Origin of the sequence: Streptococcus sp. Marseille-Q4154, assembly GCF_916700545.1 — a bacterium.
Classification (GTDB): domain Bacteria; phylum Bacillota; class Bacilli; order Lactobacillales; family Streptococcaceae; genus Streptococcus; species Streptococcus infantis_I.
In genome coordinates, this window is the sequence record NZ_CAKAKN010000001.1 from 913745 (window position 1) to 931483 (window position 17739).

Below are 17739 nucleotides of genomic sequence, written 5' to 3' on the forward strand. Positions count from 1 at the left end.
ACAATACCTCCATTTTATCACAGTTTACTTTATATAGTATAGCTTATTTCTGAAAAAAAGTAAACCATTTCATACCTTTTACATGCTTCTATTTCATAGAAAAAAGGCATTTTCGAGAGTAAAATTTTAGGAAATTACACATTTACTTAAAATTGAAAAAATAAATAAATGAAAATATCTCTATTTGCTTCAACAAAAAAACTTAGAGATAAAATTTTACCTCTAAGTTTTTTGTAAATGAGAAATCTTATTCAAACAGTTTATAGTAATCTGAAATCTTCATCTTAGCTTTTTCATCCTTGCTTAAATCTTGGATGATTCGTCCTTCCTTCATAACAATGAGACGATTTCCATACTTGAGAGCATCTTCCATATGGTGGGTAATCATCAATGCTGTTAGATGGTCCTTGTTGACAAAGTCATCTGTCAATTCCATCAAGGCTACACTTGTTTTAGGGTCAAGGGCCGCCGTATGTTCATCCAACAAAAGGAGTTCAGGACGTTTCAAGGTTGCCATCAAGAGGCTCAAGGCCTGTCTTTGTCCACCTGACAAGAATTCAATCGGTGTATCCAAGTGTTTTTCTAGACCATTTCCGACTTTCTCAATGGTTGCTTGAAATTCTTCCTTGTAAGCTGAGAGTCTTCTCGGAAAAAGTCCACGTTTTTCACCACGAAACTTAGCAATCAAGAGATTTTCTGCAACTGTCATACGTGGAGCTGTCCCCATCTTAGGATCTTGGAAGACACGAGAGAGATACTTGGCACGCTTTTCAGGGCTAAATTGAGTCACATCCTCACCCATGATGCGAATGCTACCACTTGTCAAGGGCAAAGTTCCTGCAATGCTATTAAAGAGTGTTGATTTTCCTGCACCATTTCCACCCAAGATTGTGATGAAGTCGTGTTCATAAATATCAAGCGAAACATCGTTTAGAATAATCTTTTCTTCATCAAATCCATTTTTCACAATTTTTGTGGCATTTTTTAATTCTACAATCGCTGTCATTTGCTTAACTTGACTCCTTTCAAGTATTTATCCTTAAGGGTTGGAATAACTAGACAAGTTGCTAGGATAAGAGCACTGTATAGACGGAGGTAGCTAGTATTAAAGCCAAGAGCAATGACTCCCCATACTAGGAATTGGTAGCTAATAGAACCAACAACAATAGTAACCAGACGTTCTGCTAATGTAAGACTCTTAAAGAGTACTTCACCGATAATTAAGCTTGCAAGACCAACTACGATAACCCCGATACCACGAGAAACATCTGCGTAACCTTCTTGTTGAGCGATAAGAGCGCCAGCAAGTGCGATCACACCATTTGACAAGACCAAGCCCATCAACTCCATACGTCCAGTATTGATACCAAAACTACGAGCCATATCTGGATTATCTCCTGTTGCGATATAAGCTTGGCCCAATTTAGTATCTAGGAAGAAAAGCATAAGAAGGATAACCAAAGTCACAAAAATCAAACCTGTAAATAATTGATTAACCTCAGATGAGAAAGGAAGAACGTCCTGGATTTGTTTAGTTCCTAAGAGCCCAAGGTTTGCCCGTCCCATAATCATGAGCATGATAGAATGGCAAGAAGTCATCACCAAAATACCAGACAAGAGTGTTGGAATCTTTCCTTTCGTGTAAAGAAGACCAGTCGCTAAACCAGCAAGACAGCCTGCTCCAACAGCTACTAAGGTAGCAAGAAAAGGATTGACACCTTGTGTAATTAGAGTTACTGCTACCGCTCCTCCAAGCGGGAAGGAACCCTCGGTTGTCATATCTGGAAAGTTGAGGATTCGAAAGGTCATAAAGATTCCCAAACCTAGAATAGCCCAGACAAATCCTTGTGAAATAATCGATACTATCATGTTACATTCATTTCCTTCTTTTAAAAATTGGAGGAGATGTCTCCAACTCCTCCTTCATTCTTATTCGATTACTTGACCAGCTTCTTTAAGAACTGATTCAGGTATAGTGATTCCAAGTTCTTGAGCCACTTTTTTATTGATAACTGATTTACCAGTTGAGAAGACATTAACTGGTGTATCTGAAGGTTTTTCACCCTTCAAGACTTTGGCAATCATCTTACCAGTAGCCACACCAAGATCGTGTTGGTCCACAACGACTGATGCCAAACCACCTGCTTCTACCATGGCAGTCGCACTTGGGTAGATTGGTTTTTTAGCTGTTTGATTACTTGATACTACAGTTGAGAACGCAGATGCGATTGTGTTGTCAATTGGAACCCAGATTGCATCTACTTTACCAGTCATAACATTAACTGTTGAAGCAATTTCGTTAGTTGATGGAACTGCAAAGGTTTCGACTTTCAAACCAGCTTTTTCAGCGTAAGCTTTGAACTCTTCAACTTGTGATTTAGAGTTATCTTCACTACTTGAGTAGAGAGCTCCGATTGTTTTAACGTCAGGAGTCAATGTTTTAATCAATTCAACCTGTTGTTCAGCAGGGTTGTGGTCAGATACCCCTGTGATGTTTCCACCTGGTTTTTCCAAGTTTTGTACAAGGTTAGCTCCAACTGGGTCTGTAATAGCTGCCATGATAACAGGAAGGTCTTTTGTTGCACTTGCTAGACCCTGAGCTGCAGGTGTCGCAATTCCGACAACAACATCATTTCCATTTGACACCAATTGTTTACTCATTGTGGCAACCTTACTTTGGTCACCTTCTGAATTCATAAAGTCGATTTTAACTTGGTCGCCTTTATAGCCTTCTTCAGCAAGTCCATCTTGGATACCTTGGTAAATCAAGTCGAGCGATGGGTGACTGACGAACTGTAGAACACCAACCTTAGCAGTTTTGTTAGCTGTCTCGGTTTTAGTATCTTGTTTCGTTAAGTTAGAGTAGATCAAGCTTCCTCCAACTACAAGTGCTAGTGCTGCAATAATACCAATTAAACGTTTATTCATATCTATTTCTCCTTATTTCACTTAAACTTAGTAATGTTCATTACACTTTCAATATAACTTTACCAAGCGTCGCCATCGTTTGATTTCCATAATTTTTTCCTCCCCATAGAAAAAGTCCTCACACAAAAAACTTGTGTGAGGACGTCGATGCGCGGTGCCACCTCAATTATAGGAATTATTCCTATCACTCTTACTCGCTTCACGAGTTGCACTATAAGGTGTGCTCACCGAATTCTTATGATTTCAAATTCTTAATAACATCCAGCCCAATTTCATCATCTTCTTCTATCTGTTTCCACCAACCACAGACTCGCTAAAAAAATTCGATGATTACTTTCTGAATGCTTAAATTATATCATTTTACTAAAACTTGTCAAGGATTTTCATGAATTATTTTAAAAAATTATGAAAATTCCTACAGTTTTTGGAAAATATTTCTAGTGTTAACCTGAATTACGTAATCCTGTAGCAATTCCGTTAATAGTCGTATGAATCAATCTTTCCTCATGTGAGGACAACTCTCCGCGACGTTGACGCTTAATCAACTCTAACTGAATATAGTTAAGAACATTGAAATAAGGCATGCGGTAATTTAGACTATCTTTCAAATAAGTGTTTTCTGCCAAGAGTTCTTCATGACCTTCGATAGCCAGGATAACATTCTTAGTCAATTGCCATTCATCCAAAATAGTATAGTAGATTGCTTGTACTTCTTCACTTTCACAAAGTTTAGCATATTCAAAAGCAATATTCATATTTGATTTTGATAGAACCATGTCAACGTTAGATAGGAGTGACTGGAAGAAAGGCCAGTTCTGATACATGTCACGAAGGTATTCAATATTTTTTGGATCTTGATCAATAAATTCCTTGAAGCTTGATCCAACACCATACCAACCTGGGAACATGACACGACTTTGTGACCATGAGAATACCCAAGGAATGGCACGTAGACCACCAATTTCAGTGATTGTTTTACGTGCTGCTGGACGAGAACCAATATTAAAGCTTGAGATATTCTTGATTGGACTAGATTCAAAGAAATAATCGTAGAAATGATCATTTCCAAATACTAGTTCACGGTAGATATCATAGCTACGACTGACTACTTGGTCCATGATCGCCTCATAGCGATTTGATGTATTAGTATCACTCTTCTTCTGTGTAATCATACGGTTAATAGCCGCTGATACCAACATTTCCAAGTTATAGTAAGCTGCATCCTTGTTTCCGTATTTATTTCCGATAACTTCACCTTGTTCAGTTAATCGAATACGGTCCTTGATTGATTTGAGCGGTTGAGAAGCAATGGCGTCATAAGTAGGGCCACCACCACGACCAACAGTACCACCACGACCGTGGAAGAAGGTTACTTTGACTCCAAATTCATCACCGATAGCGGTTAATTGTTGTTGAGCTTTGTATAGAGTCCAACAAGATGATAGATAACCACCATCCTTATTACTATCAGAGTAACCTAGCATGATTTCTTGATAATTATCTTTTGAAGCAATCCACTTCTTAGCAAGCGGTAAAGAGAAATACTTTCTCATAGTCTCTTCGGAATGATCCAAATCCTCAATTGTTTCAAAGAGAGGCACGATTTGAACACGTGCTTTTTCAGCATCCACAAGACCAACTTCTTTCAGCATAATCGCCAATTCTAACATATCAGACACGCTGGTTGCATGAGAAATAATCGTTTGACGAATGACGTCTTCTCCTAAACGATCTTTTAATTCACGTGCAGTTTGGAAAATGGCTAATTCTTTTTCAAGAAGTTCAGACTTTTCAGCATGAGTAGCTGACAAGATTCGAGGGTCTTCTAATAGTTCATGTAAAAGCATCTCGCACTTCTCATCTTCTGAAAGATCGCTATAATGGTCATTAATTCCAGCAGATGCTAACAATTCAGCAACACAGGCTTCATGGACACTTGAGTCTTGGCGCATATCGATAGATGCCAAGAAGAAGCCAAAGACTTCAACAGCCTCCAAAAGCTCGGCAAACTCTCCAGTAAGCAAGGCTTCTGCCTTATTTTCAAGCAATGAATCTTTAATGATAGCTAAGTCTTGTTTAAATTCTTCAATTGTTTCGTAGTAAGGAGGACGATCTTCAGCCAATTCTTGAATGGCTCCTGAGAGACGATTACTAATATAGTCAGTAACCACTCCTTGTTGATGTCCTTGAGCACCAAAAAGTCGCTCAATATGATGACGTTCATCTGCCGATGAGCCGACAAGAGCCCACTCTTTCAAATTTAAAAGAGTTTGAATTAATTTCGATTGAATAAAGTGAAAAGCCCGACGATAAGGTTCTTTCTCACGAAAGACAGATGTATCACTAGATTGAGCAGCCATTTCTTCAACAGCCTTGCTTGTCTTGGATAGATTAGTAGAAAGAGAGAATGTGCGATAGAGACTAGAAATCTTGCTGATATAGTAGTTGAAGATGACTTCACTTTGAATGGTTGCAGAGCGCATGAGTGTCTCAGCAGTTACAAATGGGTTCCCATCTCGGTCACCACCAATCCACATTCCCATAGTAATTGGTTTTGCTTGTTTTAGGTCAATTCCTTGTTCTTTCGCTAGACGTTTATATTCTAACATCAAATTTGGAACAGCCTGAAGGAAGGAACTATTGTAGTATTCCATCACGTTAGTGATTTCATTGGTTACTTTTAGTTTCTTCTCCCGAATCATATCCGTCTGCATAATAATCTCAATATATCGACGAAGATCATTATGCCATTTTTCTTTGTTAATAAGTCCCATTCTCACGTCACGGTATTTACGCAAGAGAGTATGGATATGATTAGTCAAGTCCAGCATACTCTTACGTTGGACCTGAGTTGGATGGGCTGTTAATACTGGCACCACGTTCAGATGTTCAAGAATTTCAGCCGCATTTTCTTTTTCAGCAACCATTTCAATGGTTGTTGACAATTTACCAAGATAATCCTGATCAATATTGTTTAGATGGTTAATTTCGTAAGCCAAGTCAACGTCTTCAGAAATATTGATTAATAGTGGTAAAATAGAGAAATATCTAGAGATGTAGACCATTTCATCATTTGAAAGGCTTCTCACTACCTTATCTAGTCCTTGATAGTCTAGATTTGATGATAGCTTCTTCAACTGCATAATCTTGTCAAAAGTCTCAGCAGGAAGCATATTTTTCGTGATATCTTCAAGTAAATCTGTCAAGATTTGAACTTCTTCTTGGACTACAGTTTTGTTTCTGTTATTTTCTAGTTTTTGAAGAGACATATTCTTCTCCTTGTCACATTTTCTTAGAGCTGTGCTTCATATTCGCGGTAGAGTTTTGCACGCTTTTCACTAGCATCGATATTTAACACAAAGGCGATAGCTACTGATAGAACCAGGAGACTATTCCCCCCTTGTGAAAGGAATGGGAAAGTTACACCCGTTGAAGGGATCAATCCTGAAATCCCTCCAATATTAACGAATACCTGAATTAAAATCATTCCACCAATACCGATTGCTACCATAGAATTAAATGGATTTTTTGCTCGTACCCCCACTAAAATAATACGAAGAATTAGGAAGAATAATAGAGCTAAAATAAGACTGGCACCAACAAATCCAAACTCTTCAATTACAATAGAGAAAACAAAGTCCGTGTGTGCCTCAGGTAGATAGCCTCGTTTTTCGATAGAGTTTCCTAATCCTAGCCCAAACCATCCTCCATTTACCATAGCATAGTATGAATTTGCCAACTGGTGTCCTGCACCAGCGACATCATCAAATGGATTAAAGAAAGCACTGAATCGTTTAGCTACGTATCCAAATACTGGAATCTTAGAAAACTTATCAACACCAACAAGCTTAATGGTTGTTAGAGAAACAAAGGATAAACTGGTCAATACTCCAAGAATAGTTGCAAACCATCGGTGAGCTATCCCACTAATTGAGTACATCAACAATGCTACCAAAAAGAGAATTGTAGCATTTCCAAGGTCAGGGAAAATAGCCAAACTACCAATCATGACTAAAAGTACAAATCGCCAATCGTTAAACGCTCTAGGAAACCATTGGTTTTGAGTTAAAACTTGGAAATCATAAACGGCAATTTCTTCTTGTTGTTTTGAAAAACGTTGAGCCAAGTACCAAATGATGATAATTTTCAAGTATTCCGCAGGCTGAACAGTAATAGGTCCTACTTTGATCCAACCGTATGCACCATTGATGGGAATCCCAATCAAACGAGCTAAAGCTAGTAACACTAACTCAGCAAACATAACGATAAATAACAAACGTTCGTTTCGAAGAAAACCAAGTTTCAGCTTATAGATTACTGCAATAAGCAACAAACTAACGATCCAAAACAAGCCCTGATTTCGAACTAATTGAAAGGCGCTCTTACCCTCCTGAATCAAGGATGCACTCGTTGTCGAATATACCACTATTAATCCCAGAACGGATAAGAGAATATAGGGCACTAAAATAGAGTAATTCAACAGGTGCCTTTTACTAATTTTCATATTTCACCATCTACTAAATTTTTAATTTTCTATTCATTCTAGTTTTACATGCTATTATACCACTTTTTAGACTAGAAAAAAACTCTTATCCGTTAATGCACTGAATTTAAGCTTTTAGAATTCACAAACATTTATTTATATTTTAGCTTATATTCAAAAAAACTCTACCTTTCAAGAGTAGAAAGATAGAGTTTTCATCTTTAGTTTGAAGATGTTGTTGTCGTTTCAGCTGCAGTTGTTGTCGTTTCAGTTGCTGCTGATGTAGTTGTTGTTTGAGTTGTTGTATCACTTTGAATGTACTGAGTAAAGATATTTTGGAAGGCTTGATCTTTAACCTTGATATTTGCCGCCTGCAACTCTTTACTAATTACACCTTGAACAAAAGTAGCATCATTTTGTTTTTGAGTCAAGATAACTGTCTTCAATTTTTCTTTATAATCTTCCCAGTTAGAAGATTTTTCTGTTTTCTTGATCAATTTCACAATATAGAAACTGTTTGAATAAGCTTGTGTACCTGGAGCTGTGATCACATCTGAGATTCCATCAACATTAAGGGCAAAGGCTGCTTTTTTAACAACGTCTGGCAATTCTGTTGATGCAGAGTCAAAAGTGATTTCTCCACCATTTGCTTTTGTCTTTTCGTCAGTTGAATTATCCTTAGCCAATTGTGCAAAGTCAGATCCAGATTCTTGTGCTTTAGCAAGTACTTCCTTAGCCTTATCTTCACTGTCAAGTTTAATAACTTGAGCAGTTACTTCTGGTGTGTACTCATCGTATGCTTTTTTGTAGTTCTCATCTGTCAATTCAGCTTCTGCAGCTTTCTTAACAGCGTATTCAACTAGTTTACTTGTACGAATTTGAGCTTTACGGCTTTCTGCTGTCATACCAGCACGAGAAAGAACGATTTGATAGCTATCACCATATCTTTTTTGCTCTTCTGCTACCGCATCTTCTACTTCTTTGTCACTTACTTCAGATCCATATTGTTTTTCAAAAACTTTTTGGATTGTCATATTGAGCAAAATTTGTTGAGCAGTTGGGTTGTTTTTCACTTCTTCATAAAATTGGTGCTCAGTGATGACATCACCCTTCATACTGATGAGGTCAGCTCCTTGAGAGCTATTTGAACAAGCAGCCAAAGTAGCTACTGATAACAAAGTGATGGCACCAGCCAATAATTTTTTCTTCATGTTTACTCCTTTTTATACACTAGATAAATGTTTACCTTATCTATTTTACTAAATTGTCTTAAAAATATCTGAAATTAATCAACATCAGGCAGTTCTATTTCTGCTTGATTCTTTCTTAGCATCAAGATTCCATCTCCAAGAGGAACTAGACTAGCTGTTAATCCCGGATTGTTTAGAGTTGCGTCAAATAGTCTTTGCAAACCACGATAAATAGTTCGTTGCCCGCGTCGGACTTCCATAATATCCTTAGCAATGTCTCCACCTTGGAAAATATCATCCAAGACAACTACTCCACCAACCTCAAGGTGTTTTAGGATTTCTGGCAAAAATACGATGTATTTGGATTTTGCAGAATCCATAAAAACAAAATCATAGGTCTCTGTCAATGTTGACAAAACGTCTACCGCATCGCCTTCCAAAAGAGTGATTTGATGGCGATTATCAAACTTGGCGAAATTTTCCTTGGCAAAACCAATCATTTCAGGATTCCTATCAATGGTTGTTATTTTTGCGTTTGGAGCATGATTCGCCATTAAAAGAGCTGAAAATCCGATTGCCGTTCCAATTTCTAAAATATTTTTTGGTTGAATTGTTTCCATTAGGAAACGGAAATAAGCGACTGTTTCATGAGGAATGATAGGAATATTCTCCTTGCGAGCAAAGTTTTCTAATTCTTTTAAAGAACCAGTCACCTGCTCTTGTCTGTGGCGCATAAATTCCACAATCTCATCCTTAACAACAGGTCTACGCATGTTGTGATTGGCATTTTTACTGTAAGATTCTACCATGGATCTTATGCCAATCCTAATTTTTCTACAAGTGCTTCAAACTCATTTAAGCGACGTTCAAAGACTGCAAAAGCATCATTGAGGTAGTCTTCTTTCTCCATATCAACGCCAGCTTTTCTCATAACATTGAGTGGATAATCAGACTTACCAGCCTTGAGGTAATCAATATAGCGGTCACGATCTTCTTGACTACCATGAACAATCTTTTCAGCTAGGGCTGAAGCAGCAGCAAAACCTGTTGAATATTGATAAACATAATAGTTATAGTAGAAATGAGGAATACGAGCCCATTCATATTGAATTTCAGGGTTGTCTTCTTTTTTCAAACCATAATATGTTTCATTCAAGTCAGCATAAAGTTCATTTAGGAACTCGCTTGTCAAGACTTCACCATTTTGATCGGCTTGGTGAATAGCATGTTCAAATTCAGCAAATTGAGTTTGGCGGAAGACTGTTCCACGGAAACCATCCAAGAAGTTGTTTAGAATAGCGAAGCGTGTTGCGTCATCTTGAACTTCTTGCAATAATTTTTCAGTTAAGATATTTTCATTGGTTGTTGAAGCAATTTCGGCCAAGAAGATTGAATAATCTCCGTATACATAAGGTTGTGTTTCACGCGTGTAGCTAGAATGCATACTATGACCTGTCTCATGTACGAGAGTAAAGAGATTATCGAGATTATCCTGCCAGTTAAGAAGCATGAAGGCGTTAGTATCGTAGGAACCACCAGAGTATGCACCTGAACGCTTGCCTTGGTTTTCATACACATCAATCCAACGTTCGCTAAAGGCGCGTTTAACACGACTCAAGTAATCCTCACCAAGAACAGCTAAAGCTTCCTCTGCCTTCTTCAAGGCTTCCTCATAAGTAAAGCTGTATTCTACTGAAGACAATGGTGTATAGACATCGTACATTTTAAGGTCTGGAATACCCAAGATTTTTGAACGAAGTGAGAGATAACGATGCAATAATGGCAAATGCTTACGAACAGCAGATACTAAGTTGTCATAGACACTTTCTGGAACAAAGTTGGCCGCAAGAGCAGCTTCACGCGCACTCTTGTAGTTCCGAACTTTTGCACGGTAGTTTTGTACTTTTACATTTGTCTGCAAGGTTTTAGCGTAAGTGTGCTGGTATTGCTCATAGGTAGAGTATAGTGCTTCATATGCACCACGACGAACGTCACGGTTCTTAGATTCTACTAAGCGCATATAGACACCATGTGACAACTGCACTTCATTTCCATCTTCATCTTTAACAAATGGAAAGACGATATCTGCATTATCTAAGATAGCAAAGGTTTCACTAGCAGCACCAAAGATTTCACCAGCACCTGCTAACAACTCTTCTTCACGTTGTGAAAGAACATGTTCCTTATTTTGTAAGAGTTTATCAAAGAAGTGTTTATAAGGTTGAAGTTTTGGTTCTTCTGCTAAAAAGTTTTGATACTGCTCTTCTGTTATAGCCATAAATTCTGGCTCATAGAAAGAGAACACCTGGTCGAGTTGACTGTATAGAGTCATTGCCTTTGCATAGTATTCTTGATATTTAGCAACACGTGTATCCTGGTCGTTTTTCATATGAGCGTAGACATAGAGTTTTTCAAGACGACGACTCAAATCCAAATAACGCTCTGTAATATTAAGAAGGCTTTTTGCGCTATCCAAAAGATGTCCCTCAAGACTAGCTGCTTCTTTTGTATCCTCAGTTAATAGGGCTAATTCTTCTTCCCATTTTTGGTCTGTTTCAAAGATCGTTGATAGATCCCATGTATCTTTTTCATTGATTTCATTTCGTTGTAATACCATAAATTTCCTCCATCCTTTCTATTTTACCATATTTTTCGAGAAATAATGCTGATAAAAAGCAGGTGGATAGAGCTTTTGTTGCTGATTTTGTGGATTCAGTTCATAATAAGCCTGAAAGTTGCGGTAATAATCATATAGATTTTGACTTATCTGACAAAAATGACCACGTTCTATCGGCCTTACTTGGGGATACCAGTCCTGTTTTTTTAGATTTAAAAGATTTTCTCCTCTTAAGTAAGCTTGGGCTTGTTGTTTCATCCAATAGGGGTTTTGATAGTAGAGCTGTTTTTGAATGTAATGACAAATATCTCTATCTTGCTCAACTGAAAAAGTACTAAGAGTTTGTTGCTGATAAGGACTACGTAAAATTTCTAGAAGATTTCCTTTGCCATAAGAAAATTCCTTGACCTGATAATGGAGTTTTCCTTTCAAATCTTGGTGAAGAAGGTACTTGAGTCTCAAAACTTGTCTTTTATGGTCTAACTCCCAAAGATGAAATCCCATATTATGACTAAAATAAAGAAAATCTCTTTGAAGTTTAGTTAGTCTCTCTTTTAGCCAGAGCTTTTCTCCCAGTAGCCAAAGAACTTGAATTCCCAAACTTCGATAACCATTGCTTCTCTCCCGTAAAAGTTCGCAAGAAATAGGACTACACTGAACTTCCAGTGCTAATTGCTTGTTGATGAGGATATCTGCGATTTGCTTCAGTTCAGGTATGGAATATTCCATCTCTACTTCAGCATCTTTCTTAGCCCAATTTAAAAGTGCCACCTTATTCTCCAAATGTTCTGGTCCTTCATTCTCATGATAAAAATCACAACTTTTTAAACTTTCATGCGCAAAATGAGTTCTTACATTTTTTCCTTTTTTCAAGCGAACACTCGTTCCGCAAGCTGGACAATAATAAGCTTGTTTCTTTACCTCATTCTCTAACGCGTTGATTAAATGACCTTTTTTATCTCTAGCTAAAAACATATATCCCCCTTTTCTACATTATTCGAAAAGGATAAGAAAAAGGCCAATAAAATCAGCCTTTCTTCACTATAACATCTAGTATCATTTACGTTTGTTCTTCATATATTTCCGCAACATGGGAATAAGATTCTGTATTTGATCCTGCTTTATCACCATTACACCATATTCCTGACAACGATGACTATAAACAGGATTGATTTTTCCAGAGCAAACAATCATTTTCAAACAATTATCACCTGCAAAATGATTGGCATAAACTTCAAGTTCGTTAATAGCTTCAACTGCTAGATCCGTCATTTTACAAGAAATGAAAACTACAGAGTGACCTTTACGAAGAATAACATCAATCTCATTTTGAACATTGTCAGCCTCAGGGAAAATCCCATTCCAGTCAATCTCAATACCAATCATACATTCATCAAAATACTCCGATTCGAGGGCTAGTAAATAGATATACAATTCTAAAATATGCCCTTTTGTCCGACATAACAGATGTGCTTCTGGTGTTGGGAATATATAAGTAACAGTATCTGTTGTTTCCTCTTCTACTTTCAATAAATTAGCTTTTGTGAACAAAGGGATCAAGCTACTGGGGTAAGAATAAATTTTTCCATTACTCTCCAAAACTTTTGCTGTTTCAGCGTGAAAATCATTTGTTTTTGCCAGTGCAAAGAATTGGGTAATCTGATACCATTTTTCAGGATTTTCGATTGCATATTTGGCCAATTTTTTTATAGCTAGCACTTGCTTATTAGAATGCTGAGGTCTTCTTGATTTAAGGACTTTTCCACCACGTAAAGCTATCAATTGTTCAATGGATAAACTTGGGATAGCTAAATCTTTATCCTTTATGTTACCCCTATCCCAGGAATACTGCCTTCCTTGTTCAACATCCATAGCAATAATGGGAATACCTTTCTCCAAACCATACTGATATAGAACTATTGCTAATAGATTATCTCCACCAAAAACATCGATGGTCACTGACTCAAAATCATTGATAAATACGTCTAATTCCTGGCAGATATTTTCTAGGTGGAATTGTCGAAAATGTACTTGTTTTAAGTGTGGAACTTGTTCCATTAGAAAATGCTTCAAGGATAGCTTATCTTCCTCAGTAATTTTTCTAGTAGAAAGGTATAAAATCTCATCACAATCACTGACAAAAGCTTGGTAGACATTTTTTTCAATGGTATGACGGTCGTATAGTTCAATTAAAAGACTAGTCATCTTAAGACCTCCTAGACAAAAAAGTCTGAAAGAATAGTGGGCGATCAGAATCGTTTTAAAACTATCACAATTCTGATTAATTTCATCGACTTCTCCTACTTCTAGTATAGCATAAATTGAGATTTCCCTTTCTTATTAGGGTAACAAATAAGGAATAGAAAACGACTGCTCTCTATCCCTTTTATTCATTTATTTTACTTTTTTAGCCAACATGGTCGCAAAACGTAGTTGGATACGATTGCCATTCTCATCACGACGGTGCAAATGACCTGGATTTTCATTGTACTTGATCAATTCCCAGTCCTTGTAGTAATTTGCCAACTCACCCTCTTTGAAGGTAAATGGGAAGTTGACTGAGCAAGGATAATCCTCTGTATCCATAGCACACACAATCAAATTGTAACCTCCAATTGAGGTTTGTTCTTGCATGTTTTGAATAATAGCTGGAATGCGATCTGCTTGTAAAAACATGAGAACAACAGTCGATACGATAAAATCGTAAGTTTGTCCAATGCTAGCTGAATTGATATCGTAGAGACCTACAGGCATTTCTAAGTCTTCTTGTTCCACAATGCTTTGCAAGATTTCAAGAGATAGCTCATTTTGATCTACAGCTGTGACATCAAAGCCATGTTGAGCTAGAAAGAGTGCATTTCTTCCTTGACCACATCCTAGGTCTAGTGCCTTACATGGTTTTACTGTATCCATAGCTTCTAAAACTTCCGAATGAACTGGATTAGTATTGTATTTCTTGGGGAAATAATCCTCTGCTTTACAATAAAATTCCAAGTACCATTCCACATCGTCTGTTGCGGCCTCTACTCGGTGCCAGGCTTGCGGTTGAGCCATAGGATTATCAGCACCTGCTTCAAAGAGATGCTCAGCTATAACTTCCCCGTCTTCAGTCAACTCAATAAAATTAAGAGTCCCTTTTAATACGGTAATCTTGCCCCAGGTTCCGACCTTAGTATTGTGTTTTCTTTGAACAGCTTCTGGCATGGTGTCTTTATTCCAGACAGGCATGCGTTTGTAGGCAACTAGTTTTTCCATATTCTTCACTCTTTCTATCGGTGGTTAACAGCTTTCATGACACGCGCAATATCACGATCTTGCTCGCGGCGTTTGATAGACTCACGTTTATCGTAATCATGTTTCCCTTTTGCAAGTCCTAAAAGTAACTTGGCATAGCCATCTTTGATATAAACTTTAAGAGGAACTAAGGTCATCCCTGTCCCTTTGGTTTCTTGTTCTAATTTCTGGATTTGTTTTTTATGAAGGAGAAGTTTACGACGACGTTCGGGTTCCTGATTCCAGATATTGCCCTCTTCATACGGAGCGATATGGACATTACTCAGCCATACTTCCCCATTCTTAACCTGGGCAAACCCATCTTTCAGATTGATGCGGGCTGCTCGAACACTCTTAATCTCAGTTCCTGTCAGGACCATTCCTGCTTCTAGCGTATCTACGATTGTATAGTCGTGGTGCGCTTTTTTATTTTGCGCGACGACCTTTCCCTCGCCCTTTGCCATGCTTGGCTCCTTTCTTTGCTACTTCCTTATAAAAAGGGTTCTTGCTTTTTTTCTTCTTGTCTTTTGGAGAATGCTTGCGCTTATCACCTAAGCGACCAGCTTTTCTCTTATCTTCTTTCTTATCTGAACGACGCCCTCTATCCTTACGACCAGAGCCTTTCAGACCTTTCTCGATGACATCAAATTCACTTGGAATAAAGGAGAAATCAATCTCGCCAGTCATCTTATCTGCTCTTTCGACACGAATACGGATCTGTTGTCCCACTCGGAAAGTAATTCCTGATTTCTCCCCACGGAGGGTCAGATCGCGTTCATTAAAGTGGTAAAATTCAGGTAGATTGGTAATGTGAATCAATCCCTCAACTGTATTTGGCAATTCAACAAAAAGACCAAATTTAACGATACTTGAAACAACTGCATCATACTCTTCACCAACGTACTCTTCCATGTATTCAGCTTTTTTCATGGCTTCTACTTCACGCTCTGCCTCGATGGCACGGCGCTCACGATTGGAAGACTGGGTAGCAATCTCTGGAATGACTTGTTCAAAATGATCTGCTACATCCTTAGAACGTCCATAGTCACGAATCACCCGATGAACAAGAAGGTCAGGATAACGACGGATTGGGCTGGTAAAGTGAGTGTAGTAGTCTGCAGCTAATCCATAGTGACCGTGATTATGCTCAGAATAACGAGCCTGCTGCATCGAACGCAGAAGCATCATAGACAATACATCCGCATATGGCTCGCCTTCAACAGCACTCATGATGTCTTGAAGGACTTCCTGACTTATCTCACTAGCAGTCCCATAGATACGCAATCCAAAACTTGAAGCGTAATCAATAAACTTCTGAACTTTCACAGCTTTAGGTTCCTCATGGATACGATAGATAAAAGGTAGGTCCAGCTTGCTAAAGTGCTCGGCAACTGTTTCGTTAGCAATCAACATAAAGGACTCAATCATACGTTCAGCAACACCACGATGACGAAGGACAATATCAACTGGCTTGCCTTTTTTATCGACTAAAATCTTAGCTTCATTGGTATCAAAATTTAAAGCACCACGCTTGATTCGCATACTTTCCAAAGTCTCATGGAGTTTGGCCATAAGTTCGATACTAGGAACAATTTTCTTATAGTCTTGTCTCTTCTCCTCGTCACCTGCTAGGATGTCATTGACATCGCTATAGGTCATACGGAAACTTGTCTTGATAACAGTCTGTGTAATCGTATAATTACGAACACGACCATTTTTATCAATCTCCATAATAGCAGATTGAGTCAAGCGGTCCACTTGAGGGTTAAGAGAACAGATTCCGTTTGAAAGGCGTTCTGGAAGCATTGGAACTACACGGTCTGTCACATAGACAGAGGTCGCACGATTAAGGGCTTCCTTGTCAAGAGCAGAACCCTCTGTCACATAGTAGGAGACATCAGCAATGTGAACACCTAGTTCAATATTTCCATTTTTCAATGGTTTGATATGAACAGCATCGTCCAAATCTTTTGCGTCAGCTCCATCAATGGTAAAGGTAATTTCATCTCTTAAGTCCAGACGACCTTCCAGATCCTTCTCTGATGGTGCATCCGGAACACTCTCCGCTTCTTTAAGAACAGCCTCTGGAAACTCAGATACAATGTCCATTGACTCCAAGACCTCGAGGACATCAATCCCTGCATCTGTAGAATGTCCAACCACATCTAGGACACTAGCGACAAAGAAATCGTGTTTCTTACTTGGGTATTTATCGATAAAGACCTTGAGAACTTCTGTACCGTCTAATTGAATAGCTGGCTTCTTAACGTAGATTGGTTGACTAATCTTTTGATTTTTTGAACGGATGTAACCTGCATACTTGGGTTTTTCCTCATCAAGAACGATTTGACCAACAACTGTCGTCAAACTGTGTTCTAAAATATCGATAATCTTTGCTTCAGCTGCAGTTCCTTTTTGACGATCCGCAACCTTCTTGATTACAATTTCAACAGTATCGCCATCAATGGCATAGTTAACATCATTTTTTCCTACAAAAAGATCGTCTTCCTCGCCTTCAAGACTAACAAAGCCGAAGCCATTTTTATGAGCGTGAAAAATTCCTTTAAGGGTAATCTCGTGTTTCTTCTTTTGGTCCAAGGTGAGACTACCATCTTCTTCAAAGCGAATTTGGTGCTTTCTCTCCATCAGGGACAAGGTTTTAATGAGCTCTCGAAAGTCCTTAGAACCATCCTTTCCAAGAGCTTGAGCCAAGTCATTTACAGTGACTCGTCCCTTTTCTTTTAAATATTCTTTTATTCTATCTTTCATGTTTTCTTTCTAGATTGTTAAATTTTTTTGGTGTAAAACCTTCTCAAACATCATTTAATACTCAATAAAAATCAAAGAGCAAACTAGAAAGCTAGACGCAGGTTGCTCAAAACACTGTTTTGAGGTTGCAGATGGAAGCTGACGTGGTTTGAAGAGATTTTTGAAGAGTATAAAAATAAAAATAGGCAAAGACCTAGTCTCGCCCATTATTTTCTTATCTACTTGATAATACCGTCAATGCTAAGGCAATGGCTAGCCAGAAAAAGACTAAGATTCCTGTCAAACGTTGCATTACGGCTTCAAAACCACGCGCTTTGCTACGTTCAAACAAATCACCTGAGCTGGCATCAAATACATTGCTAGATTGATTTTTAGTTGGTTGCATAAAAATTGCAATCACAATCACAACAGATAATACTAATAAAATGGTTAATAATAGGTTATACATATCAAACTCCTTAAAATCCCTATTATTCTAC

At 38.0% G+C, this 17739-nt stretch carries 14 protein-coding genes and 1 other annotated feature; all 14 genes read right to left on the reverse strand.

Translation table 11 applies throughout. The features are described 5' to 3' along the window. Positions 1 to 247: 247 nt before the first annotated feature. Positions 248 to 1006, reverse strand: a complete 759-nt coding sequence (locus LG369_RS04620; protein WP_225750402.1) for an ABC transporter ATP-binding protein — start codon at positions 1004 to 1006, stop codon at positions 248 to 250. Then, complete coding sequence (locus LG369_RS04625; protein ID WP_036752806.1) at positions 1003 to 1869, reverse strand: ABC transporter permease; 867 nt, start codon at positions 1867 to 1869, stop codon at positions 1003 to 1005. The genes LG369_RS04620 and LG369_RS04625 overlap by 4 nt, the downstream gene beginning before the upstream one ends. A gap of 60 nt (positions 1870 to 1929) precedes the next feature. After that, entirely contained in the window at positions 1930 to 2928 is a 999-nt protein-coding gene (gene trpX / locus LG369_RS04630) for a tryptophan ABC transporter substrate-binding protein (protein ID WP_225750403.1), read from the reverse strand. 134 nt (positions 2929 to 3062) lie between these two features. Continuing rightward, positions 3063 to 3277: a binding site (T-box leader), on the reverse strand. Positions 3278 to 3371: 94 nt separating this feature from the next. After that, on the reverse strand, positions 3372 to 6197 hold the full coding sequence (gene ppc, locus LG369_RS04635; protein WP_225750404.1) for a phosphoenolpyruvate carboxylase: 2826 nt from the start codon (positions 6195 to 6197) through the stop codon (positions 3372 to 3374). A 23-nt stretch (positions 6198 to 6220) separates the two neighbouring features. Then, the gene (ftsW, locus tag LG369_RS04640) at positions 6221 to 7432 is read right to left on the reverse strand and encodes a cell division peptidoglycan polymerase FtsW (protein ID WP_004252665.1); all 1212 of its coding nucleotides are present in this window, start codon (positions 7430 to 7432) and stop codon (positions 6221 to 6223) included. Positions 7433 to 7632: 200 nt separating this feature from the next. Then, positions 7633 to 8622: a peptidylprolyl isomerase PrsA gene (gene prsA / locus LG369_RS04645; protein WP_225750405.1), complete on the reverse strand. Its 990-nt coding sequence runs from the start codon at positions 8620 to 8622 to the stop codon at positions 7633 to 7635. A gap of 74 nt (positions 8623 to 8696) precedes the next feature. Continuing rightward, a complete protein-coding gene (locus LG369_RS04650) occupies positions 8697 to 9410 on the reverse strand; it encodes an O-methyltransferase (RefSeq protein ID WP_004252662.1) in 714 nt (237 codons plus the stop codon). A 5-nt stretch (positions 9411 to 9415) separates the two neighbouring features. After that, a complete protein-coding gene (pepF, locus tag LG369_RS04655; RefSeq protein ID WP_225750406.1) occupies positions 9416 to 11218 on the reverse strand; it encodes an oligoendopeptidase F in 1803 nt (600 codons plus the stop codon). Between the two features lie 18 nt (positions 11219 to 11236). Further along, positions 11237 to 12193 carry a competence protein CoiA gene (locus LG369_RS04660; RefSeq protein ID WP_225750407.1) on the reverse strand — a complete coding sequence of 319 codons (957 nt, stop codon included), beginning with the start codon at positions 12191 to 12193 and terminating at the stop codon, positions 11237 to 11239. An 81-nt stretch (positions 12194 to 12274) separates the two neighbouring features. Then, on the reverse strand, positions 12275 to 13423 hold the full coding sequence (locus LG369_RS04665; protein ID WP_225750408.1) for a hypothetical protein: 1149 nt from the start codon (positions 13421 to 13423) through the stop codon (positions 12275 to 12277). A gap of 189 nt (positions 13424 to 13612) precedes the next feature. Further along, positions 13613 to 14473, reverse strand: a complete 861-nt coding sequence (tehB, locus tag LG369_RS04670; RefSeq protein WP_225750409.1) for an SAM-dependent methyltransferase TehB — start codon at positions 14471 to 14473, stop codon at positions 13613 to 13615. A 14-nt stretch (positions 14474 to 14487) separates the two neighbouring features. Continuing rightward, positions 14488 to 14955, reverse strand: a complete 468-nt coding sequence (smpB, locus tag LG369_RS04675) for an SsrA-binding protein SmpB (protein ID WP_001051741.1) — start codon at positions 14953 to 14955, stop codon at positions 14488 to 14490. Beyond that, entirely contained in the window at positions 14918 to 17260 is a 2343-nt protein-coding gene (gene rnr / locus LG369_RS04680; RefSeq protein ID WP_225750410.1) for a ribonuclease R, read from the reverse strand. Before rnr ends, smpB begins: the two co-directional genes overlap by 38 nt. A gap of 214 nt (positions 17261 to 17474) precedes the next feature. Beyond that, complete coding sequence (gene secG, locus LG369_RS04685) at positions 17475 to 17708, reverse strand: preprotein translocase subunit SecG (protein ID WP_000282517.1); 234 nt, start codon at positions 17706 to 17708, stop codon at positions 17475 to 17477. Positions 17709 to 17739: the final 31 nt, after the last annotated feature.